20 protein-coding genes are annotated in these 21,840 nt (G+C 71.3%); 10 read left to right on the top strand and 10 right to left on the bottom strand.

The genetic code is table 11. The annotated features are described in order from the left end of the window. Nucleotides 1-2: 2 nt before the first annotated feature. The 4 genes from AB0K36_RS00640 to AB0K36_RS00625 are packed head-to-tail and all read right to left on the bottom strand — an operon-like array spanning nt 3 to nt 3,503. Nucleotides 3-968 (bottom strand): complex I subunit 1/NuoH family protein, encoded by a 966-nt coding sequence (locus tag AB0K36_RS00640; protein WP_364586378.1) that lies wholly within the window; start codon nt 966-968, stop codon nt 3-5. Further along, entirely contained in the window at nt 965-2,383 is a 1,419-nt protein-coding gene (locus AB0K36_RS00635; protein ID WP_364586375.1) for an NADH-quinone oxidoreductase subunit C, read from the bottom strand. The genes AB0K36_RS00640 and AB0K36_RS00635 overlap by 4 nt, the downstream gene beginning before the upstream one ends. After that, a complete protein-coding gene (locus AB0K36_RS00630) occupies nt 2,380-3,114 on the bottom strand; it encodes an NADH-quinone oxidoreductase subunit B (protein WP_364586372.1) in 735 nt (244 codons plus the stop codon). The genes AB0K36_RS00635 and AB0K36_RS00630 overlap by 4 nt, the downstream gene beginning before the upstream one ends. After that, nucleotides 3,105-3,503: an NADH-quinone oxidoreductase subunit A gene (locus AB0K36_RS00625; RefSeq protein ID WP_189466990.1), complete on the bottom strand. Its 399-nt coding sequence runs from the start codon at nt 3,501-3,503 to the stop codon at nt 3,105-3,107. The genes AB0K36_RS00630 and AB0K36_RS00625 overlap by 10 nt, the downstream gene beginning before the upstream one ends. 334 nt (nt 3,504-3,837) lie before the next feature. Between AB0K36_RS00625 and AB0K36_RS00620 the strand changes: the two genes are divergently transcribed. The 5 genes from AB0K36_RS00620 (at nt 3,838) to AB0K36_RS00600 (ending at nt 11,100) form a co-directional block, all read left to right on the top strand. Further along, nucleotides 3,838-5,037 (top strand): sensor histidine kinase, encoded by a 1,200-nt coding sequence (locus AB0K36_RS00620; RefSeq protein ID WP_364586369.1) that lies wholly within the window; start codon nt 3,838-3,840, stop codon nt 5,035-5,037. Between the two features lie 474 nt (nt 5,038-5,511). Further along, nucleotides 5,512-6,843: a sensor histidine kinase gene (locus tag AB0K36_RS00615; RefSeq protein WP_364586366.1), complete on the top strand. Its 1,332-nt coding sequence runs from the start codon at nt 5,512-5,514 to the stop codon at nt 6,841-6,843. Between the two features lie 311 nt (nt 6,844-7,154). Continuing rightward, the gene (locus AB0K36_RS00610) at nt 7,155-7,814 is read left to right on the top strand and encodes a response regulator transcription factor (RefSeq protein ID WP_307710451.1); all 660 of its coding nucleotides are present in this window, start codon (nt 7,155-7,157) and stop codon (nt 7,812-7,814) included. A gap of 297 nt (nt 7,815-8,111) precedes the next feature. Next, complete coding sequence (locus tag AB0K36_RS00605; RefSeq protein WP_364586363.1) at nt 8,112-10,058, top strand: 2-oxoacid:acceptor oxidoreductase subunit alpha; 1,947 nt, start codon at nt 8,112-8,114, stop codon at nt 10,056-10,058. Next, a complete protein-coding gene (locus tag AB0K36_RS00600; RefSeq protein ID WP_364586360.1) occupies nt 10,051-11,100 on the top strand; it encodes a 2-oxoacid:ferredoxin oxidoreductase subunit beta in 1,050 nt (349 codons plus the stop codon). Before AB0K36_RS00605 ends, AB0K36_RS00600 begins: the two co-directional genes overlap by 8 nt. Before the next feature lie 13 nt (nt 11,101-11,113). On the opposite strand, the gene AB0K36_RS00595 is transcribed toward AB0K36_RS00600, so the two are convergent. Continuing rightward, a complete protein-coding gene (locus AB0K36_RS00595; protein WP_189467001.1) occupies nt 11,114-11,515 on the bottom strand; it encodes a winged helix-turn-helix transcriptional regulator in 402 nt (133 codons plus the stop codon). Between the two features lie 98 nt (nt 11,516-11,613). Here AB0K36_RS00595 and AB0K36_RS00590 point away from each other — a divergent pair, with 98 nt between their 5' ends. The 3 genes from AB0K36_RS00590 to AB0K36_RS00580 all read left to right on the top strand — a co-directional run bounded on the left by AB0K36_RS00590 (nt 11,614) and on the right by AB0K36_RS00580 (nt 14,710). Continuing rightward, nucleotides 11,614-12,474 (top strand): SDR family oxidoreductase, encoded by an 861-nt coding sequence (locus AB0K36_RS00590; protein WP_364586357.1) that lies wholly within the window; start codon nt 11,614-11,616, stop codon nt 12,472-12,474. Nucleotides 12,475-12,587: 113 nt separating this feature from the next. Then, nucleotides 12,588-13,586, top strand: coding sequence for an EamA family transporter RarD (gene rarD, locus AB0K36_RS00585; protein WP_364586354.1), 999 nt, complete (start codon nt 12,588-12,590; stop codon nt 13,584-13,586). A gap of 212 nt (nt 13,587-13,798) precedes the next feature. Beyond that, nucleotides 13,799-14,710, top strand: coding sequence for a mechanosensitive ion channel family protein (locus AB0K36_RS00580; protein WP_364586351.1), 912 nt, complete (start codon nt 13,799-13,801; stop codon nt 14,708-14,710). Between the two features lie 541 nt (nt 14,711-15,251). Here AB0K36_RS00580 and AB0K36_RS00575 read toward each other — a convergent pair. Then, nucleotides 15,252-15,614, bottom strand: a complete 363-nt coding sequence (locus tag AB0K36_RS00575) for a DUF6401 family natural product biosynthesis protein (protein WP_364586348.1) — start codon at nt 15,612-15,614, stop codon at nt 15,252-15,254. An 86-nt stretch (nt 15,615-15,700) separates the two neighbouring features. After that, a complete protein-coding gene (locus tag AB0K36_RS00570) occupies nt 15,701-16,312 on the bottom strand; it encodes a CGNR zinc finger domain-containing protein (protein WP_364586346.1) in 612 nt (203 codons plus the stop codon). A gap of 22 nt (nt 16,313-16,334) precedes the next feature. Here AB0K36_RS00570 and AB0K36_RS00565 point away from each other — a divergent pair, with 22 nt between their 5' ends. Both AB0K36_RS00565 and AB0K36_RS00560 read left to right on the top strand, forming a co-directional pair. Then, complete coding sequence (locus AB0K36_RS00565) at nt 16,335-16,784, top strand: VOC family protein (RefSeq protein ID WP_364586344.1); 450 nt, start codon at nt 16,335-16,337, stop codon at nt 16,782-16,784. A 238-nt stretch (nt 16,785-17,022) separates the two neighbouring features. Continuing rightward, the gene (locus AB0K36_RS00560; protein WP_364586342.1) at nt 17,023-18,339 is read left to right on the top strand and encodes a M28 family metallopeptidase; all 1,317 of its coding nucleotides are present in this window, start codon (nt 17,023-17,025) and stop codon (nt 18,337-18,339) included. Between the two features lie 98 nt (nt 18,340-18,437). On the opposite strand, the gene AB0K36_RS00555 is transcribed toward AB0K36_RS00560, so the two are convergent. From AB0K36_RS00555 to AB0K36_RS00545, 3 genes are all read right to left on the bottom strand, one after another. Further along, a complete protein-coding gene (locus AB0K36_RS00555) occupies nt 18,438-19,409 on the bottom strand; it encodes an ABC transporter permease (protein WP_364586340.1) in 972 nt (323 codons plus the stop codon). Beyond that, complete coding sequence (locus tag AB0K36_RS00550; protein ID WP_364586338.1) at nt 19,396-20,334, bottom strand: ABC transporter ATP-binding protein; 939 nt, start codon at nt 20,332-20,334, stop codon at nt 19,396-19,398. The genes AB0K36_RS00555 and AB0K36_RS00550 overlap by 14 nt, the downstream gene beginning before the upstream one ends. Nucleotides 20,335-20,472: 138 nt before the next feature. After that, complete coding sequence (locus AB0K36_RS00545) at nt 20,473-21,711, bottom strand: LolA family protein (protein ID WP_364586336.1); 1,239 nt, start codon at nt 21,709-21,711, stop codon at nt 20,473-20,475. Nucleotides 21,712-21,840 lie beyond the last annotated feature (129 nt).

Genomic DNA, 21,840 nt, shown 5'->3' with positions numbered 1-21,840 from the left:
GACTAGATCACCACCTTGACGATGCCGGTGAGGGCGATCTGGGCGAGAGCGAGCGGGATGAGGACCGTCCATGCGAGCTTCTGCAACTGGTCCTCACGCATACGGGGATACGTCACCCGCAGCCAGATGACGATGAACGCGAGCACGGCGGTCTTGAGCAGGGTCCACACCCAGCCGAGACCGTCTGCACCGAACGGACCGTGCCAGCCGCCCAGGAAGAGGACGGTGGTGAGTCCGCACAGCACGACGATGCCCGCGTACTCGGCGAGGAGGAACAGAGCGAAACGGAGACCGGTGTACTCGGTGTACGCGCCGAAGATGATCTCGGAGTCGGCGACGGGCATGTCGAAGGGCGGCCGCTGAAGCTCGGCGAGACCGGCGACGAAGAAGACGATGGCGCCCACGATCTGCCAGGGCAGCCACCACCACTCGAAGGCGTTGAGGATGCCGGGCAGCGACACCGTCCCGGCCGCCATGGCGACGGAGGCGGCGGTCAACAGCATCGGCAGCTCGTACGCCAGCAGTTGGGCGGCGGTGCGCAGGCCGCCGAGCAGGGAGAACTTGTTGGCCGAGGCCCAGCCGGCCATCAGCGAGCCGAGCACGCCGACGCCCATGACGGCGAGCACGAAGAAGATGCCGGCGTCCACGACCTGGCCGACCGCGCCCTCGCTCGGGCCGATCGGGATCGCGACGAGGACGAGGAGATACGGAAGGAGCGCCACGGCGGGAGCGAGCTGGAAGACGCGGCGGTCGGCCTCCGCCGGCACCACGTCCTCCTTCTGCGCGAACTTCACACCGTCGGCGACGAGCTGGGCCCAGCCGTGGAAGCCACCGGCGTACATGGGACCGAGACGGCCCTGCATGTGGGCCATCACCTTGTGCTCGGTCTGCCCGATGACGAGGGGGAGGACGAGGAACACGGCGAAGACGACGATGAGCCGGAAGGCGACGTCAAGTGCGTCGTTCACGCGGGGTCGCCTCCGGCAGGTCGGTTCGCCTCGTCCTCGTCCGGTCCGTCAGCGGATTCGGGCGCGGATGTGGCTGGGGGTGTCGGTGGAGCTGGGGGTGTGGCGTTGTCCGGTTCGGAGTCAGATTCGGCTCCGGGTCCGGGTCCCGCCACGTGCTCGGTCCTGGATTCGGGTCCCGCTTCGCGTTCGGCTCCGGCTTCCGGCTCGGCTCCCGCCGTAGGTCCTGGTCCGGGCTCCGTGTCGGTCCCGGGCTCGGTCCCAGCTCCCGGCTCCGTCCCGGTACCGGGCTCGGGGGTGCTGGGCTTGCGGGCGGGCTGCTCGGTGCCGGTCTCCGCGTCCTCGAAGGCCGGGCGGGCATGGTGCCACGGTGCGTCGGAGCTTCGGGAGCGCGGCGGCTTGGTGGCCTCCGCCGGACCGGTGGGCCGGGCCTTCTCCGGTGCTGCCGGTGCGGCCGGCGCCTCCGGTGCCGTGGACGGCTCGGGTGCGCCCGTCCGTCCGGCCGGCGGCGTGGTCCCGGTACCGGCCTGGGAGGCCGAGCCTTCGCTCGCGCTTCGGGTGCGGCGCGGTGCGGCCGCAGGCATCTCGGCCTGCGAAGCCGAGCCCTCGCTCGCGCTCCGGGACCGGCGCGGTGCCGCCGCAGGTGTCTCGCCCTGCGAAGCCGAGCCCTCGCTCGCGCTCCGGGACCGGCGCGGTGCCGCCGCGGGCGTCTCGGCCTGCGAGGCGGAGCCCTCCCCGGCGGTACGGGTGCGACGCGGCGGACGCTCGCCGGCGCCCGCGGCTGCGCCCGCCGCGCCCGCGCCGGCGCGGGGTGTGCGGGCGGGCCGTGCGGGAGCGGGCGGGAGCTGGCCCTTGAGGGGGCCCCACTCGTTCGGGTCCGGGACGCCGGGCGGCAGCATCTGGCGGCGCTTCGGCCCGCCGTGCTCGGACTCGCCCGGCTCCTTGGCTCCGGGCCAGGCCTTGGCGACCCGGGCGGCGAGCACGAAGTCCTTGCGCAGCGGATGTCCCTCGAAGCCGTCCGGCAGCAGCAGGGGCACCTGATGCGGATGGCCGGTGAAGTCGACGCCGAACATCTCGTGCGTCTCGCGCTCGTGCCAGCTCGCGCCCGCGTAGACATCGACGGCCGACGGCAGCGACGGGGCGCCGTGCGGAACGGTCGTGCGCACGAGCAGCCGGCGGACCGCGCGGCCCTCCAGCGAGACGACGTGCGCGCAGATCCGGAATCCGGTCCCCGGCTCGTCGACGGCGCTGAGCCAGTCGAAATAGGTGCAGCCCAGCTTGTCGCGGGCGATCTCCAGAGCAGCGATCCAGGAACCGACGGGGACGTCGACGGTGAGCAGTTCGTAGGTCCGCTCGGCTGTCGCCTCCTCGCCGAAGATCTCGGTGACGGCGTCGGGGAGGCTGTCGTACAGGTTCACCGCTCCCCCTTCGGCCCGGATGCGGCTCCGGACCCGTCCCTCGAGTCGGTTCCTGCCTCGGCCTCGGATCCTGCCGGCGGTGGAGTGATCAGGCCGCTCCGCAGGGCCGTCGTGGAGGGCCGGGCAGGGCCGGTCTGCTCTCCGCCGTGTCCGTAGCGTTCGCCGAGCGACTCGCGGGCGATCTTCTCCTGGAGCTTGAGGATGCCCTGGAGCAGCGCCTCGGGGCGCGGCGGGCAGCCGGGCACGTAGACGTCGACGGGGATGATCTGGTCGACGCCCTTGGTGACGGAGTACGAGTCCCAGTAGGGGCCGCCGCAGTTCGAGCAGGCGCCGAAGGAGATGACGTACTTCGGCTCGGGCATCTGCTCGTACAGGCGCTTCACCGCGGGGGCCATCTTGTCCGTCACCGTGCCGGAGACGATCATCAGGTCCGCCTGGCGCGGGCCCGGCGCGAAAGGAATCACGCCGAGCCGGATGAAGTCGTGCCGGGCCATCGACGCGGCGATGAACTCGATGGCGCAGCAGGCGAGTCCGAAGTTGAAGACCCACAGGCTGTAGCGGCGCCCCCAGTTGAGGATCACCTTCATCGGCTCCGGGGCCAGGCGCGCGAGGGCGCCCAGTCGCCGGGGCTCCGGCAGGAGCTCCGGGGCCGGGGTCGGGGCCGAGGCCGGGCTCGAAGCCTGGTTCGAGGTCTGGTTCGAGGTCTGGTTCGAGGTCGGGGTCACGTCCATGTCAGGACCCCCTTCTTCCATGCGTAGAGCAGTCCCACGGCCAGGAAGCCGAGGAAGATGAACATCTCCACGAGGGTCGTCGCGCCGTATCCGTCGGCGGCGAACACCGTCGCCCACGGGAAGAGGAAGATCGAGTCGACCGCGAAGATCACGTACAGGAAGGCGTAGACGTAGTAGCGGACCTGGGTGTGTGCCCAGCCCTCGCCCACCGGGTCGACACCGCACTCGTAGGTCAGCAGCTTCTCCGGCGTCGGGACGACGGGGCGCAGAAGCCGGCCCGCGGTGAAGGCGACAGCGACGAACAGCACGCCGATCAGCGCGATCAGCCCCACGACGGAGTAGCTCCGGAAGTACTCCGTCGCGAGCACGACTCCGGTCGGTTCCGGCACGTCCGTCCCCTCGCTCCCTGACCCAGTCGACCTTGTCGGTGCGTTGTGGTCGTCGTCGCTACGTTGCTTCGCCGTCACGTCGCGCTTCGTTGCCACGTCGCGCTACGTCGCGCCACGTCACGCTTCGTCGCGCTTCGTTTTGTCGCTACGACTGTGCTTGTCGCCGCTCCGCCGATCTCTACGCACGATCTGTACGCACGGGAGTCTAGGCCCTGCTAAAGAGAGCGTAAGCAGTCGTGTCACGCATCGGTCGGCCGCCGGTGGGGTTATCCCTACTTCGCCCCACCCATGTACCCCATGGCGTACGGCGGTCCGGCCCGGCAGGCTTGCCCTCATGACCGCGAGCATCACCGCCCCCGACAACGACCGGCCGCCACCCGCGCGCTTCGTCTTCGACCGCCACACGTGGAAGGAGATCGCGCATCTGCTGGCCAACCTGCCGATCGCGCTGCTCGGGTTCGTCTATGTGACGGTCACGACCAGCGTCGGCGCCGGGCTCTCCGTGACGGTGATCGGCCTGCCTCTGCTGGCCCTCTGCCTGATGGGGGCCCGTGGCATCGGCAAGGCGGAACGGGCGCGGGCCCGCGCGCTGCTCGGCGTACGGATCGACGAGCCCAGCCCGCTGCCCGGTCCGGCGCACGGTGAGGGCGTGATCGCGTCGGTGTGGTCCCGCCTGAAGGACCCGGTGGCCTGGCGGTCGGTGCTGTACTCGTTCATCCGGCTGCCGTGGGGAGTCCTCACCTTCACCGTCATGGTGGTGGGCCTCTTCGTCCTGTGGCCCGTGCTCCCCTTCATCGCGCGCGGACTGTCCAACGCGGACCGCGCGATGGTGCGAGGGCTGCTGTCGCCGTCCGACGAACTGGAACGGCGCATCGCCGAGTTGGAGTCGGACCGCGGGGTCGTCGTGGACACGGCCGCTGCGGACCTGCGCCGCATCGAGAGGGACCTCCACGACGGCGCGCAGGCCCGGCTGGTCGCGCTCGCGATGGGGCTCGGCCTCGCCAAGGAGAAGCTCCTCGAGGACCCGGACGCCGCGGCCGCGATGGTGGACGAGGCACACGGCGAGGTGAAGCTCGCACTGCAGGAACTGCGCGACCTGGCCCGCGGCATCCACCCGGCCGTACTGACCGACCGCGGCCTGGACGCGGCGCTCTCCTCGGTCGCTTCCCGGTGCACCGCACCGGTGACGGTCACCGTGAACCTCGACGAGCGGCCGGCGGCCGCGATCGAGGGCATCGCCTACTTCACCGTCTCCGAGCTGCTGCAGAACGTGAGCAAGCACGCGCGGGCCACCCGCGCCTCCGTGGACGTGTGGCGGTCCGGCGACCGCCTGTTGCTCCAGGTCATGGACGACGGCAAGGGCGGGGCCCGGCTCGACGGCGGTACCGGCATGGCCGGTCTCGCCGAACGGCTGGGCGCCGTGGACGGCCTCTTCGTCCTGGACTCACCGCCGGGCGGTCCGACGACGGTCACGGCGGAGCTGCCGTGGCGCGTCCGGGAGGCGAGCGAGGCACGCGCTGCGCGCACCCACTGACGCTTCACGGCGACACGACGTGTCCCCGTACTCCGCCCGCTCCGGGCCGCGTGCGGACGCGAGGGGCCGTGAGCGGGCACCCGGAGCCGTCGGCCCCGGCCCGGCCCCACCGGCCCCCACCGGCCGAAAGACCCCACCGGCCCACACCGGCCGAAAGGGCCCCGCCCCGGCCGGGACCCTTCGCCGCCCCGCCGCCCACGGCCTCGACCCACCGGCCACGATCCGCCGTTCCGCTGATCCGCCGATGCCCCCTGAGCGCGCCCCCGAGGGCCGTCGCAGCCGCCGGCCGGCGGCTGCGACGGCCCGTCCGCGGCTTCGCGCCGCCCCACCACCACCGCCGTCGGCGAGGACCGGCGCTCGCCGGGTGGTGGGGAAAACCCCCGCCCAAGACGGATACCGCCCTCATGGTGCGGAACCGGCCGCCACAGCACGCTTACGGGTATGACAGCCCGCTTCGCAGATCGGACGACTTCGATGGCCACGGACCACGGATACGGCTCTCCGGCGCGCCGGGACCATTTCCTCCCTCCCGTTTTGCGCGCGCCCTTCGAGGGCCGTGCCTGGCGCGAGTTCGGTTACCTCGTGCTGAACCTTCCGCTCGCGACCGCGGTCTTCGTGTTCGCGGTGACCATGACGTCGCTCGGCGCCGGGCTCCTCGTCACGTTCCTCGGCGTCCCCGTGTTCGCCGCCTCCCTCGCCGCCCTCCGCGGTTACGGAGCGCTGGAACGCGCCCGCGCACGCGCCCTGCTCGGTCTGGACGTGGCGGCGCCCGAGCCGCTGCTCAGCAGCGCGCGGGGACGCAAGAACGGTGTGGCCGCGTGGATCGGCGGCATCCTCAAGAGCGGGGTGTCCTGGCGGCACCTGCTCTACGCGTTCCTCCACTTCCCGTGGGCGGTCTTCGGCTTCTGCGTGTCCGTGACCCTGTGGGTGACCGGCTGGTCGCTGCTGCTCTACCCGCTGTGGCAGTGGGCCTTCCCGATGTGGGGCGGGGTCGACGGCCTTCAGCTGTACGGGGACGGGACGCACAACTTCTACCTCGACACGCCCCTCGAGATCGCCGCCACCAGCGTCGTCGGTCTGCTGTTCACGCTCATGACGCCGTGGATCATGCGGGGTCTGACGAGCGTCGACCGGCTGATGGTGGCCGGGCTGCTCGGGCCGTCGCGGCTCGCGACCCGTGTCGTGGAGCTGGAGTCGGACCGAGGCGTGGTGGTGGACACAGCGGCGGCGGACCTCCGCCGTATCGAACGCGACCTTCACGACGGCGCGCAGGCCCGGCTCGTGGCGCTCGCGATGGACCTCGGCCTCGCGAAGGAGAAGCTTGCCGAGGACCCGGAGGCGGCGGCCCGGATGGTCGACGAGGCGCACGGCGAGGTGAAGGTGGCGCTGCAGGAACTGCGGGACCTCGCCCGCGGGATCCACCCGGCGGTGCTGACGGACCGCGGTCTGGACGCCGCGCTCTCCGCCATCGCCTCGCGCTGCACGGTCCCCGTGGCGGTGGAGGTGGACCTGGACTCGCGGCCGGCGCCCGCGATAGAGGGCATCGCCTACTTCACCGTCTCCGAGCTGCTGCAGAACGTGAGCAAGCACGCGCGGGCCACCCGCGCCTCCGTCGACGTGTGGCGTTCCGAGGACCGGCTGATGCTCCAGGTCAGGGACGACGGCAGGGGCGGCGCCGGCCTGTCGGCCGGCAGCGGTCTCGCCGGGCTCTCGGAACGGCTCGGCGCCGTGGACGGCGTCCTGGCGGTCGACTCGCCGGCGGGCGGCCCGACCACGGTGACCGCGGAACTCCCCTGGCGCGGCTGATCCCGGGAGCAGCCGACCCCGGGCGCCCGGTCGAACGCCAGGCGCTCGGCCGACCCCCCGAGCACGCGGCCGATCCCCCACCGCCCGGCCGGTGATCCGGCGGCGCGGTTCCCTCCCAGTCCCCGCCTCTCCCACTCCCCGCCCCCGCCGCGGCGCCCCCGTCGCCGCAACCCTGTGCCCCACTTCTGCGTCCCCCGGTGCGGTGACCGGGAAAAACCCGAGGCGGGCCCAAGGGCGCTCCGATCCTGGGATGCTGGGACGGCTGGGCGGGAAACACATCAACAGGGGGACACGGGACTGTGGAGGACAGCGTGCGGGTGGTCATCGCCGAGGATTCCGTACTGCTTCGGGAGGGCCTGACCCGGCTGCTGACCGACCGGGGACACGACGTGGTCGCCGGGGTGGGCGACGCGGAGGCCCTGATCAAGACGATCGACGAGCTGGCCGCGCAGAGCGCGCTGCCGGACGTGGTGGTCGCGGACGTCCGTATGCCGCCGACGCACACCGACGAGGGCGTGAGGGCGGCGGTGCAGCTGCGCCGGGACCATCCCGGGGTCGGGGTCCTGGTCCTGTCCCAGTACGTGGAGGAGCAGTACGCCACGGAACTGCTGGCCGGGAGCAGCCGGGGGGTGGGCTATCTGCTCAAGGACCGGGTAGCGGAAGTGCGGGAGTTCGTGGACGCCGTCGTGCGGGTCGCGCGGGGCGGTACCGCCCTGGACCCGGAGGTCGTGGCGCAGTTGCTGGGCCGCAGCCGTAAGCAGGACGTGCTCGCCGGCCTCACCCCGCGCGAGCGTGAGGTGCTGGGCCTGATGGCCGAGGGCCGTACGAACTCGGCGATCGCCAAGCAGCTCGTCGTGAGTGACGGAGCGGTGGAGAAGCATGTCAGCAACATTTTTCAGAAGCTCGGCCTCTCCCCCAGCGAGGGCGACCACCGGCGCGTACTGGCGGTGCTGACGTACCTCAATTCGTGACCGTCCGCTCCGCCGGGAGGTCCGGCCCACCGGCCGACGCCGGCAGGTCCTGACCGCCGGCGCTCTGCCGGTCCTCGAGTCATGCGGTAGGGCCGGGGCCGGAGAATGAGGGGGAGCGGCTTCCGGGAAGGCCAAGGGCAGGGAAAGCATGACGAACCGGGGCGTCACGGCGTCACCGCCGGGCGTCCGACATGCGAGCGGTCCGGGGAAGGCGACCCTTACGGTCGTAGGGTGGCCAGTGGGACGGCCGGTGGGCCGGTCGGGCCCGAGGAACCGCCTCGAGGGAGGTCCAGTTCAGTGACCAGCAAGGTCAGTAGCCCGGCCGAGCAGGCCGATGAGGTCAACGGGTCCGATGAGGCCCTCGTCGGCGAGCAGCGCAGGCGCGCCGGCGAAAAGGAGATCCGCCGTCTGGACCGGGTGATCATCCGTTTCGCGGGTGACTCCGGCGACGGTATGCAGCTCACAGGTGACAGGTTCACCTCGGAGACGGCGTCGTTCGGCAACGACCTCTCCACGCTTCCCAACTTCCCCGCCGAGATCCGGGCGCCCGCCGGCACCCTGCCGGGCGTCTCCAGCTTCCAGTTGCACTTCGCCGACCACGACATCCTCACCCCTGGCGACGCGCCGAACGTGCTGGTGGCGATGAACCCGGCTGCCCTGAAGGCGAACATCGCCGATGTGCCGCGCGGCAGCGAGATCATCGTCAACACCGACGAGTTCGCGAAGCGGGCCATGGCGAAGGTGGGCTACGAGACCTCGCCGCTCGAGGACGGGTCGCTCGACGGCTACAACGTCCATCCGGTGCCGCTGACGACGCTGACGATCGAGGCCCTGAAGGATTTCGGGCTGTCCCGCAAGGAGGCCGAGCGCAGCAAGAACATGTTCGCGCTGGGGCTCCTGAGCTGGATGTACCACCGGCCCACGGAGGGTACGGAGAGCTTCCTGCGGCAGAAGTTCGCGAAGAAGCCGAACATCGCGGAGGCGAACATCGCGGCGTTCCGCGCCGGGTGGAACTTCGGCGAGACCACGGAGGACTTCGCGGTCTCCTACGAGGTGGCCCCGGCCAGCGCGGCGTTCCCGACGGGCACGTACCGCAACATCTCCGGGAACCTGGCCCTGTCGTACGGGCTGATCGCGGCGAGCAAGCAGGCGGATCTGCCGCTCTACCTGGGTTCCTATCCGATCACCCCCGCTTCCGACATCCTGCACGAGCTGTCGAAGCACAAGAACTTCGGTGTGCGGACCTTCCAGGCGGAGGACGAGATCGCCGGGATCGGGGCGGCGCTGGGCGCCGCGTTCGGCGGCTCGCTCGCCGTCACGACGACCTCCGGTCCCGGTGTGGCGCTCAAGTCGGAGACCATCGGGCTCGCGGTCTCGCTCGAGCTGCCGCTGCTGGTGGTGGACATCCAGCGCGGTGGCCCCTCGACGGGGCTGCCGACCAAGACGGAGCAGGCGGATCTGCTGCAGGCCATGTACGGGCGCAACGGTGAGGCGCCGGTGCCGGTCGTCGCGCCGCGCACGCCCGCGGACTGCTTCGACGCGGCGCTGGACGCGGCCAGGATCGCGCTGACGTACCGGACGCCGGTGTTCCTGCTCTCCGACGGCTATCTCGCCAACGGCTCGGAGCCGTGGCGCATCCCGGACGTCGACGAGCTGCCCGATCTGCGGGTGCAGTTCGCGACCGGTCCGAACCACGAACTGGCCGACGGCACCGAGGTGTTCTGGCCCTACAAGCGCGACCCGCACACCCTGGCCCGCCCCTGGGCCGTGCCGGGCACCCCGGGCCTGGAACACCGTATCGGCGGTATCGAGAAGCAGGACGGCACCGGCAACATCTCGTACGACCCGGCCAACCACGACTTCATGGTCCGCACCCGCCAGGCCAAGATCGACGGGATCGAGGTCCCCGACCTCGACGTCGACGACCCCGACGGCGCGCGCACCCTCGTCCTGGGCTGGGGCTCCACCTACGGACCGATCACGGCGGCGGTGCGCAGGCTGCGCGCCACCGGCACCCCGATCGCCCAGGCGCATCTGCGCCATCTCAACCCGTTCCCCAAGAACCTCGGGGCGGTGCTGAAGCAGTACGACAAGGTCGTCGTGCCCGAGATGAACCTCGGCCAGCTCGCCGGCCTCGTCCGGGCGAAGTACCTCGTCGACGCACGCTCGTTCAACCAGGTCAACGGCATGCCGTTCAAGGCGCAGCAGCTCGCCCACGTTCTCCAGGAGGCCATCAATGACTGAGGCGCTCTCGCTGGTGCCCAAGGCCGAGGCCAAGCAGACCATGAAGGACTTCAAGTCCGACCAGGAAGTGCGCTGGTGCCCCGGCTGCGGCGACTACGCCGTCCTCGCGGCCGTGCAGGGCTTCATGCCGGAACTGGGGCTGGCGAAGGAGAACATCGTCTTCGTCTCCGGCATCGGCTGCTCGTCCCGTTTCCCGTACTACATGAACACCTACGGGATGCACTCCATCCATGGCCGCGCCCCCGCCATCGCCACCGGCCTGGCCTCGTCCCGCCGTGATCTGTCCGTCTGGGTGGTCACCGGCGACGGCGACGCGCTGTCCATCGGCGGCAACCACCTCATCCACGCCCTGCGCCGCAACGTCAACCTGAAGATCTTGCTGTTCAACAACCGGATCTACGGCCTCACCAAGGGCCAGTACAGCCCCACGTCGGAGCTGGGCAAGATCACCAAGTCCACGCCGATGGGCTCCCTCGACGCCCCGTTCAACCCGGTATCGCTGGCGATCGGCGCGGAGGCCTCGTTCGTCGCCCGCACCGTCGACTCCGACCGCAAGCACCTCACCGAGGTGCTGCGCCAGGCGGCAGACCACCAGGGCACGGCGCTGATCGAGATCTACCAGAACTGCAACATCTTCAACGACGGCGCCTTCGAGGCCCTCAAGGACAAGGAGCAGGCGCAGGAGGCGGTCATCCGGCTGGAGCACGGGCAGCCGATCCGCTTCGGGGCCGAGGGCGGCAAGGGCGTGGTCCGCAACCGGTCCACCGGCGACCTCGAGGTGGTGGCCGTCACCGCGGAGAACGAGGCGGACATCCTGGTCCACGACGCGCACGCGGCGTCCCCGACCACGGCGTTCGCGCTCTCGCGGCTCGCCGACGCGGACACGCTCCACCACACCCCGATCGGTGTGCTCCGCAGTGTTCAGCGCCCGGTCTACGACACGCTCATGGCCGAGCAGCTCGACACCGCCGTCGAACAGCACGGCAAGGGCGATCTGGCCGCCCTGCTCACCGGCAACGACACCTGGACGGTCGTCGGCTGACGCTCTGCGGGCCTCACAGGGAGGCGGCGGCGCGTGCCTTCTCGTCGTCGTACGAGACGCGCGCCGCCTCCACGTCCGCCACCCGCCGCTCGGTCCAGCGGGCCAGTCCCCACACCTGTTCGGCGGCCTCCTTGCCGAGCGGGGTGAGCGAGTAGTCCACGCGGGGCGGGATGACGGGCTTGGCGTCACGGTGCACGAAGCCGTCGCGCTCCAGTGTCTGAAGGGTCTGGGCGAGCATCTTCTCGCTGACCCCGCCGATCTCCCTGCGCAGTTCGCTGAAGCGGTACGAACGCTCCAGCAGCGCGGCCAGCACGAGGACGCCCCACCGGCTGGTGACGTGCTCGAGGATCAGCCGGGACGGGCACATCTCGCGGTTCACGTCGGGGACGCGGACCAGATCATCACTTACAGCCATACCAGTACCTTACTTCAAAGTGGGTACTTACGAATAGTTAGTGCCTTGCCTAGGGTCGATCCGAAGCACGTCCAGCCCCGTGAATCGGAGAAACCCGTATGAACATCGTCGTGACCGGCGCCACCGGAGCCCTCGGCCGCCTCGTCGTCGAAGAGCTGCTCGCCACCGTCCCCGCCGACCGGGTCGCCGCCGTCGTCCGCGACAAGGAGAAGGCCGCGGACCTCGCCGACCGCGGGGTCGAGCTGCGCATCGCCGACTATGACGAGCCCGCCACCCTCGAGGGCGCCTTCCGCCCCGGCGATCGCGTCCTGCTCGTCTCCGGCAGCGAGGTGGGCCGCCGGGTGCCGCAGCACACCGCGGTGATCGAGGCGGCGAAGGCGGCCGGCGTCGCCCAGCTGGCGTACACCGGCGTCCTGGGCGGGCCCGAGGCGGACTTCGACCTGGCCGCCGAGCACCGGACGACCGAGCAGCTGATCCTCGACTCGGGTGTCCCGTACACCTTCCTGCGCAACGGCTGGTACACGGAGAACTACACCGCCGCCCTCTCCCCCGTCCTGGAGCACGGCGCCGTCGTCGGCAGCGCCGGTGACGGCCGGATCGCCTCCGCCACGCGCGCCGACTACGCGGCCGCCGCCGCGGCCGTGCTCACCGGCGACGGGCACCTGGGCCGGGCGTACGAACTCAGCGGTGACACGGCGTGGTCGCTGGCCGAGTACGCGGCCGAGCTGTCGCGGCAGACCGGCCGCACGATCACCTACAACGAGGTCCCGGCAGAGACCCATCTGTCGATCCTCACCGGAGCGGGGGTGCCGGAGCAGTTCGCCCGCATCCTCGTCGACGTCGACGCCGCCATCGCGCGCGGCCGGCTGGCGCGGACCACCGGCGACCTTGCCCGGCTGGCCGGCCGGCCCACCACGCCGCTCGCCGAGACGATCTCGGCGGCGCTGGCCGGCGCCTGAGCGGGCGGTCCACCACCAAGATCCGTCATGACCGTATGGCGATACGGGCATGACATCCCGCCCCTGCCGGGCGTACCTTCTTCGAGGGACGCGCGCGCACGGCGGGAGGGTCAGTGAAGTCGGAGAAGGAACAGCGGGCAGGACTGCTGTACGGGATCGGTGCCTACGGGATGTGGGGCCTGGTCCCGCTCTTCTGGCCGCTGCTCAAGCCGTCCGGCGCCATGGAGATCCTCGCCCACCGGATGGTCTGGTCCCTGGCCCTCGTGGGCATCGTCCTCCTGGCCCTCCGGCGGTGGGGCTGGATACGCGAACTGGTCCGGCAGCCGCGCAAGCTGGGGCTGGTCGCCGTCGCCGCCTCGGTGATCACCGTCAACTGGGGCCTCTACATCTGGTCCGTGAACTCGGGCCATGTCGTCGAGGCCTCGCTCGGCTACTTCATCAACCCGCTGGTCACCATCGCCATGGGCGTGCTGCTCCTGAAGGAACGGCTCCGCCCCGCACAGTGGGCCGCCGTCGGCATCGGCCTCGCCGCGGTGCTGGTCCTGGCCATCGGCTACGGGCAGCCGCCATGGATCTCGCTGACACTCGCCTTCTCCTTCGCCACGTACGGACTCGTGAAGAAGAAGGTCAACATCGGCGGACTGGAGTCGCTGGCCGCCGAGACCGCCATCCAGTTCCTGCCGGCCATGGCGTTCCTCGTCTGGCTGGGCGCGGACGGCTCCGCGACCTTCGGCGTCCACGGCGCCGGGCACGCGGCGCTGCTCGCCGCGACCGGTCTGGTGACGGCCGTTCCACTGGTCTGCTTCGGCGCCGCGGCGATACGGGTCCCGCTCTCGACGCTGGGGCTGCTCCAGTACCTGGCCCCGGTCTTCCAGTTCCTGCTCGGCATCCTCTACTTCCACGAGGCCATGCCGGCGGAGCGCTGGGCGGGCTTCGCCCTGGTGTGGCTGGCCCTGACCTGCCTGACGTGGGACGCGCTGCGCAACGCGCGCCGCAACAAGGCCGAAGCCCTGCGGCTGGCGGCCCAGGCGGCGGCCGCCGGCGCGGCGCCTGTCACCACCGGGCGTACCGGTGCCGCCGCGGCACGCGCCGCGGACGGCCCCGCCTCCTGAGCGGACGGCACCGCCTCCTGATACGGGGCAGCGCCATACACACCCCGGTCGCGTCATGCGGCCGGGCCACGCCCACCAGGGCCCAATAACCACTCGAACGGCTCAGCTCCCGCTCCCGGCGCAGGCCGGGACCTGCCGACCGGTGCTACCACCGGAAGTCCAGGCCCCGGTCGGACGGACCGCGGTAGTCCACAGAGCGGAGTGAGTGCGCCATGCAGCAACCCCTCGCGCTATCGGTCGACTTCGGCCAAGGCTTCAGCGACGCGTGGTCCGCCGTGGCCAAGTTCATCCCGAAGTTCATCGCCTTTCTGGCGATCCTGGTCATCGGCTGGCTCATCGCCAAGGCGATAGCCAAGGTGGCCGACAAACTGCTGCGCAAGGTCGGCTTCGAGCGGATGTCGGAGCGCAGCGGCCTCTCGAACACCCTCAGGAACTCGGACTACGACGCCACAGGAATCATCAGCAAGATCCTCTACTACGCGATTCTGCTGATCGCCCTGCAACTGGCTTTCGGAGTCTTCGGACCGAACCCGATCAGCAACATGATCAACGGGGCTGTTTCCTGGATCCCGAAGGCCATCGTCGCCTGTGTCATCGTCGTCGTGGCCATGGCCATCGCGCGTGCCGTCCGCGACATCATCCAGGGCGCCCTGTCCGGGACCTCCTACGGCCGGCTGCTCGGGACGGTTGCCTGGGGCTTCATCGTGGCACTCGGCGCGATCGCCGCGCTCAGCCAGGCCCAGATCGCGACCTCCGTCACCGGTCCGGTGCTCTGGGCCGTGCTCGCCGCGATGGCGGGCATCCTGATCGTCGGCGTCGGCGGCGGTCTCATCGGTCCGATGCGGGAACGCTGGGAGCGGTGGCTCGCGACGGCGGAGGCCGAGTCGGGCCGCGCCAAGGACACCATCAGCGCCTACCAGCGCGGTCGTGCCGACGCCGCCGCGGGCCAGCCCGCGGGCGAGCGGCAGGCGGCACGGCCGGGCATGGGCAGCCAGGACATGGGCCGCCAGGGCAAGGGCCCGGACTTCGGGCGGGAGCCCGGCCCGGAGCAGCGGGGCGAGCGGGGCCGTGGCCCGGACTCGGGTCCGCAGCCCCCGCTCGGCAACGGCCGCGACCCCATGTGACGACGACCCCGGGCGCTTCCTCGACGGCTGCCCGCCGCGAGGAAGCGCCCGGGGCGCATGCGCCCCCAGGATCGCGCTCGTGGTTCAACGGCCCGGCGAGGCGCGCACCGGATCAGCAGCACGCAGCCGGTTGTGGACAAGGCTCCTTCCGCCCAGCGGGTCGAGGCCGCCACTCAGGACCGGGGTCAGCGACCCAGCGGGCCGTGCCCGCCGCTCAACCGGCCGGCGTGTCAGGACCGCGATCAGCGACCCAGCAGGTCGCGTCCGCCACCGAGCCGACCCAGCAGATGCGCACGCGGGTGAGCGACCTAGCGGTCGCGCACAAGGCTCACCGGTCCAGCGGGCCGTGCCCCCCACTCGGCGGACCAGCCGCTCAGGACCAGAATCAGCGGCCCAGCAGGTCGCGCCTGCCACTCAACCGACCAGCCGGCCAGGACCGCGATCAGCGCCCGGATGGAGCGACCCAACCGGTCGGGCACGAGGCTCGCTCGCCCAGCGGGCCGCGCCCGCCGCCAGCGGGACCAACCGGTCAGGACCGGGGTCAGCCGGCCAGGAGGTCGTGCTCGCGGATCAGCCAGCAGACCGCGGTGAGGCGCAGGGTCGCGAAGTCGTAGCCGACCGGTTCCGACCAGTCGATCTCCGTCAGCCAGTCGGTGAACCCCAGGACGTAGTCCGCGAGATCCTCCCGCCGCACCATGCCGGCCGGCTCCTCGCGGGGCCCCTGGCCCGCCCTGCGGGGGGCGGGGACCAGCGGCACAAGAGCATCACGGACCGCCGCCGCGTGCTGGTCGACGGCAGCGACAAGCCCCGGTTCGAAGGAGAACTCCGAGAGCCGGGGCATGTAGGTGGCAGCCAGGCCGACCAGCGGGCAGCCGGGCGGCCCGCTGTGGGGCAGAGCGTCCATCCCTACACGTTAGACGCAGAACGGTCGGCCCAAGACGTGACATCGGTCGCAGAACGCCCACCGGACCGGGTGCCGCGGATCCCCGGTCACCGTTCTTGTTCCGAGTGGCGGGCGCGGTGCGCGCGCACCTTGCTGCGGTTGCCGCAACGCTCCATCGCGCACCAACGGCGGCGCCCCGGCCGTGAGGTGTCGACGAAGACCAGACGGCAGTCGTGCGATCCGCACTCACGGACCCGGTGCGCGTAGGGGCCGGTGAAGAGGTCCACGGCGTCGCGGGCCACGGTGGAGAGCAACTGCCCGGCCGTCGCGCCCGGCGACCACTGTCTCGATCCGTCCGGGCCGATACGGGGCACCAGGGCGGGGGCCGCGGCCGCCGTGTTGACCACGGACACATCGGCGGGGTCCATGTCGTCCCCGTGCGCCGTCGCGGCGGCCATGCCCCACAGGGCGTTCCGCAGGGTGCGGGCGGCGGCCACCCCCGCGTCGTCCACGCTCGGGCGCAGGTCCCCGGGCAGCCGGCTGGCCGCCACCCAGCGCAGCAGCGCGGCCGGGTCGTGCAGCACCTCGTAGCCCGCGAGGCTGCCGGGGCCGCCGGTGGTGAGCAGTTCCAGGCACAGCGCACCCGGGTCGAAGCGGAACGCGCCGCCGGACGGCGGTTCCAGAAGCATGCCCGGCGTGTCCGTTGCCCTGTTCACCATGTAACCACTATAACTGGTTTCCATGACGCTGCATTGGAAGCTCGTGATCGACTCCGTGGATCCGCACGCCCAGGCCGGCTTCTGGGCCGAAGCCCTCGGCTACGTGGTCGAGGACCACAGCACACTCATCGAGCAGCTCCTCGCCCAAGGCGCGGCGCCGCCGGAGGCCACCCTGGAATCGCACGGCCGCCGTGCGTGGCGCGATCTGGCCGCGGTCCGGCATCCGGACGACGACCACGACAAGCTGAGCGACGCCGGGCTCGGGCGCCGTGTGCTGTTCCAGCGGGTGCCGGAGCGGAAGACGGTGAAGAACCGGGTCCACATCGATCTGCACTCCGCCCCGGGGGAGATGGAGGCGGAGACCGCCAGGCTGGAGTCGCTGGGGGCGACCGTCCTGCGCCGGGTGAACGAGCAGGGCGGGCAGTGGGTGGTGATGAGCGACCCGGAGGGCAACGAATTCTGCGTCCAGTAACCGTCCACCAGGTGTCCGGGGACCGTCCGGGGGCGGGCCGGCGCATGTCCGTTGAGCGAACGGCCGTGACCGATTTCCGCCCTTGACGCCTTGTCAGGTCGTCACTGAACATCAGCACGCACAACGCACAAGCACACGCATCGCGTTCGACCAGCACGCTCCAGCGCCCCGGGGACCGCCAACCCCGGGGCGTCACGCACGTTCCGTCCTGTCCCCGTACGGAATCCGGAGCCCCCACATGAAGCTCTCCGTTCCCAGATGCTCCGCCGTGGCCGCCGCGTTCGCCCTGGCAGGGCTGCTCGCGTCCGGCGCGCCCACGGCGTCCGCCGCTCCCGCGGCCCCGGTGTCCGCCCTCGCGGCACCCGACATACCGCTCGCCAACGTCAAGGCGCACCTGAACCGACTCCAGACGATCGCCACCGAGAACGGCGGCAACCGGGCCCACGGCCGGGCCGGCTACAAGGCCTCCGTCGACTATGTGAAGGCCCAGCTGGACGCGGCCGGATTCACCACCTCCGTCCAGCAGTTCAGCTACAACGGCACCACCGGCTACAACCTGATAGCCGACTGGCCCGGCGGTGACGTCAACCGCACGGTGATGGCCGGCGCCCACCTCGACTCCGTCAGCTCCGGCGCCGGCATCAACGACAACGGCTCGGGTTCCGCGGCCGTGCTGGAGGCCGCTCTCGCCGTCTCCCGCGCCCAGCTCCAGCCCGCGAAGCATCTGCGCTTCGGCTGGTGGGGAGCGGAGGAGCTGGGCCTGGTGGGCTCGAAGCACTACGTCAACAGCCTGCCGTCGACGGAGCGTTCGAAGATCTCCGGCTATCTGAACTTCGACATGATCGGCTCCCCCAACCCGGGCTACTTCGTCTACGACGACGACCCGACGATCGAGCAGACCTTCAAGGGCTACTTCGCGGGTCTCGGTGTCCCCACCGAGATCGAGACCGAGGGCGACGGCCGCTCGGACCACGCGTCCTTCAAGAACGCGGGCATACCGGTCGGCGGGCTGTTCACCGGAGCGAGCCGCACCAAGACCAGCGCCCAGGCCCAGAAGTGGGGCGGCACGGCCGGTCAGGCCTTCGACCGCTGCTACCACTCCTCGTGCGACTCGATGTCGAACATCAACGACACCGCACTGGACCGCAACAGCGACGCGATCGCCCATGCGCTGTGGACGCTGTCCGCGGGAACGACGGAACCGCCCGGCGAGCTGTACGAGAACACCACCGACGTCGCCGTCCCCGACGCCGGCGCCGCCGTCACCTCCACCGTGTCCGTCACCGGCCGCACCGGCAACGCGCCCACGGCCCTCAGGGTCGGCGTGGACATCAAGCACACCTGGCGCGGCGACCTGGTCGTGGACCTGGTGGCGCCCGACGGCTCCGCCTACCGGCTGAAGAACTCGAGCGGCAGCGACTCCGCGGACAACGTCATCACCACGTACACCGTGGACGCGTCCGCCGAAGCGGCCAACGGCGACTGGAAGCTGCGCGTGCAGGACGTGGCGCGCTACGACACCGGTTACATCGACAGCTGGAAGCTGACCTTCTGACCGCACAACCAGCGGTCACCGTCGGGCTGCCGCATGCGCGTGCCTCCTGTGTCCAGGGGCACGCGCATGCGGCCGTCGCCCGGGCCGGGGCGGCAGGCTCAAGACGTGATGTCCCTGGTGGTGAAGCGTGCCCACGCCGCCGAGCCGAACACCGCCGCGTACGCGGCCTGCAGGCCCAGGTTCCGCAGCACCCCGTCCCACAGGAGCGGTTCGCGCATCAGGTCCGCGAAGGACATCCAGTGGTGGGTGAAGAGGTACGGGTGGACGGCGTCCAGTTGCGGGACGGACTGAAGGATCTGCACGGTGATCAGCAGCCCCACCGTGGTCGCCATCGCCGCGATGCCGCTGCTCGTCAACGTCGACACGAACAGGCCGATCGCGGCCAGTCCCATCAGCGATCCCGCGACGACCGCCGCGATCAGCGCGGCCCGCCACAGGCCCTCCACGAACGGGACGGGAACACCCGAGATCGTCGTGACGTCGCCGACCGGGAAGAGCAACGCGCCCACGGCGAGCGCCGACAGGGCCACCGTCAGCGTGGCCACCAGGCAGAAGGCCATGACGGCGGCGAACTTGACGAGCAGCAGCCGCGCCCGTCCGGCGGGCGCCACCAGCAGATACCGCAGGGTGCCGGCGCTCGCCTCGCCCGCGACCGAGTCTCCGGCGACGACCCCGACCGCCATCGGCAGGAAGAACGGCAGGGTCGCCGCCAGGGCGGCGAACACCAGGAACAGCCCGTTGTTGGTGATCTGGGAGACGAAGGCGACCCCGGCACCGCCGTCGGGGGCACCACCGCCACCCACTCCGCCGCCGTCGCTCGTCTCGATCTTCACGGCGACGCCGATGAGCACCGGCACGGCGGCCAGCACCCCCAGCAGGGCGAGGCTGCGCCAGCGGCGGAAGGTGAGCGTCAACTCGGAGCGGAACAGGCCCGGCAGACGGAACAGGCCCGGCAGGCGGAACAGGCCGGGTGAGCCGAACGGGCGGGGCGTCGGCGGCGGCGCGGCGGCCGCCGAGCTCTCCGCCGTCCCGGCCTTCTCCCCCGGCCCGGCGGTCTCAGCCCGCGACATCGAAGCCCTCCCCGGTCAGTGCCACGAACGCGTCCTCCAGCGAGGCGCGCTCCACCCCGAAACCCCGTACCCGCACGCCGCCGTGGACCAACGCGGCGTTGAGCCCGGCGAGTTCCGCCTCGTCCGCCGGCGGTTCCGCCGTCACCCGCTCCCCCTCCCGGTCCACACCGGTGAGGCCGTGTTCCGTGAGGATCCGCACCGCCTGCGCCGGATCCGGTGTGAGGACGGCGAGCCGCCCCCTGGCGCCGGCCGCGAGCTCCGCCACCGGGCCCTGGGTGACCAGCCGTCCCTGGGCCATCACCGCCGCGTGGGTGCAGACCTGCTCGATCTCGTCCAGCAGGTGCGAGGAGAGGAAGACGGTGGTGCCGTCCGCGGCCAGCTCCCTCACCAGGATGCGGATCTCCCGCATGCCCTGCGGGTCCAGGCCGTTCGTCGGCTCGTCCAGCACCAGCAGCTTCCTCGGCCGGAGCAGCGCCGCGGCCAGACCCAGGCGCTGTTTCATGCCGAGGGAGTAGGCCTTGGCCTTCTTTCCGGCCGCCTGGCTCAGGCCGACCCGGTCCAGCGCGGACGCGACCCGCGCTTCGCGGGTACGGGGATCGGCGGCCGGGTCGGCGGAGTCGTAGCGCAGCAGGTTGTCCCGGCCGCTGAGGAACCCGTACAGCGCCGGGCCCTCGATCAGTGCGCCGACGTGCGGAAGCACCGAGCTCGCGGAGCGGGGCATGGGCCGGCCGAGGACCGTGGCCGTGCCGGCGGTGGGCCCGACGAGGCCCATGAGCATGCGGATGGTGGTGGTCTTCCCCGAGCCGTTGGGCCCGAGGAAGCCGAAGACACTGCCGGCCGGCACGCTGAGGTCGAGCCGGTCGACGGCCGGCCGGCCGCCCCGGTAGCGCTTGGTGAGCCCGCGTGTCTCGATGACGGCGGTCATCGACTCTCCCGTTCGTCCGTGTCCGCCCGGTCGGACCTCCGCCCCGCCGTACGGAGCGTACGACGGGGCGGACGGCCGGGGTGGTACCTGCTGGTGGTCCGTGCCGCCGGCGGTGCGCCGCCCGGCCGGTGCCGCCTGCTACTTGCCCTCGTTCGCGGCCTTCACCAGGGCGTCCTTGGTCACGGCGCCGACGTACACCGTGCCGTCGTCGGTCATCAGGGCGTTGACCAGGCGGGTCTTGAAGACCGTGCCGGAGCCGAACTTGCCTTCGACCTTGTCGCCGAGGGCGTCGAGGAACTGCTGCGCCTCCGGCGGGACGTCGCCCTTCTCGTTCTTCTTCGCGTCGGCGCCCTTGCCGGCGCCGGGTCCTTCGATCTTGGCGATGGACGTCCAGCCCTCGCCGATCACGTCGAGACCGCCGCCCATGTCCCCGAGGCCCTCGAACTCCTCGTGGCCCTTGGGCGCCCGGGTTCCCTTGCCGTCCTCGAGTTCATCCGCCTCGGTCACCTTGGCGCCCTTCGGCGGGGTGAAGTCGAACGTGGAGGCGGCCGGCCGGGAGAAGTCGACCTTGGTGAAGCCCACGTCGACCACGGCCTTGCCGCCGCTGCTCGGGTTGAGGGTGAACTTCAGCGGGACGCCGTTCTTCGCGTCCACCGCGATGGTGATCGAGCCGACCGTGGAGCCCTCCTGCTTGGGCTTGACGACCAGCTTGTACGCGTCGCGGCCGGCGACCTGGGACGTGCCGTCGACGGTGACGGACGTGGTCTCGTCCGCGGCCTTCAGCACCTCGTCGGCGAGGTCCTTGGGGGTGGTGGGCAGGTCGTCCGGCGTGCGGCGGTCCTTGCCGTCCTTGCCCTCGCGCTGTCCGTCGCCCTCGGCGTGGTAGACCTCGTTCGAGGCGCTGTCGTAGCCCCAGACGTCGTCGCCGTTGTGGATGAGGCTGTACTCGGAGGAGTCCTCCAGTATGGAGACCTTCTGCCGGTCGGGGCCGTCGGCCGCGATCCGCAGGGTGTGGGTGCCCGTGGCGAGCTCGGTCAGCTTGGCGTCGGGAGCCGCGGAGGAACCCTCGCCCTCACCGGCTCCGCCGGTGAGCGAACCGGCGAGACCGCCGAAGGACGGCAGCCCGAGGTCGGTGTTGATCTTGACGGTGCCGGAGAGCTGCTGGGTCTCCGACGCGGCCATCTTCTCGATGAGTTCCTGCGCGCTGATCTTCGGCAGATCGGGGTCACCGGAGGCAGCGAGCGCCGGGACGAGCCCGATGGTCGCGGCCGCCACACCGGCCACCGCGACCGGGACGAGGTAGCGGGCCGTCTTGCGACGCCCCGCCGCGAGGTCCTGGGCCTCTTCGGTGGTCCGTGTGCTGTCGTTCGGTGCCATGGTGTGCCCTACCTCCGTGGTTGGTCAGGGGTGGTGCTCTCCATAGGACCAAATCGGCCGGACGGAAGCGTCAGACCGCGGGCGCAACTTCCTCTACCCCTCTGGGATGAGAAGGACCCCCGGCAACTC

The sequence above is a fragment of the Streptomyces kurssanovii genome, assembly GCF_040677245.1.
GTDB classification, from domain to species: Bacteria; Actinomycetota; Actinomycetes; order Streptomycetales; family Streptomycetaceae; genus Streptomyces; species Streptomyces kurssanovii.
The sequence above is the reverse complement of the archived record's forward strand: the minus strand, read 5'-3'. Positions and strand labels throughout refer to the sequence as shown.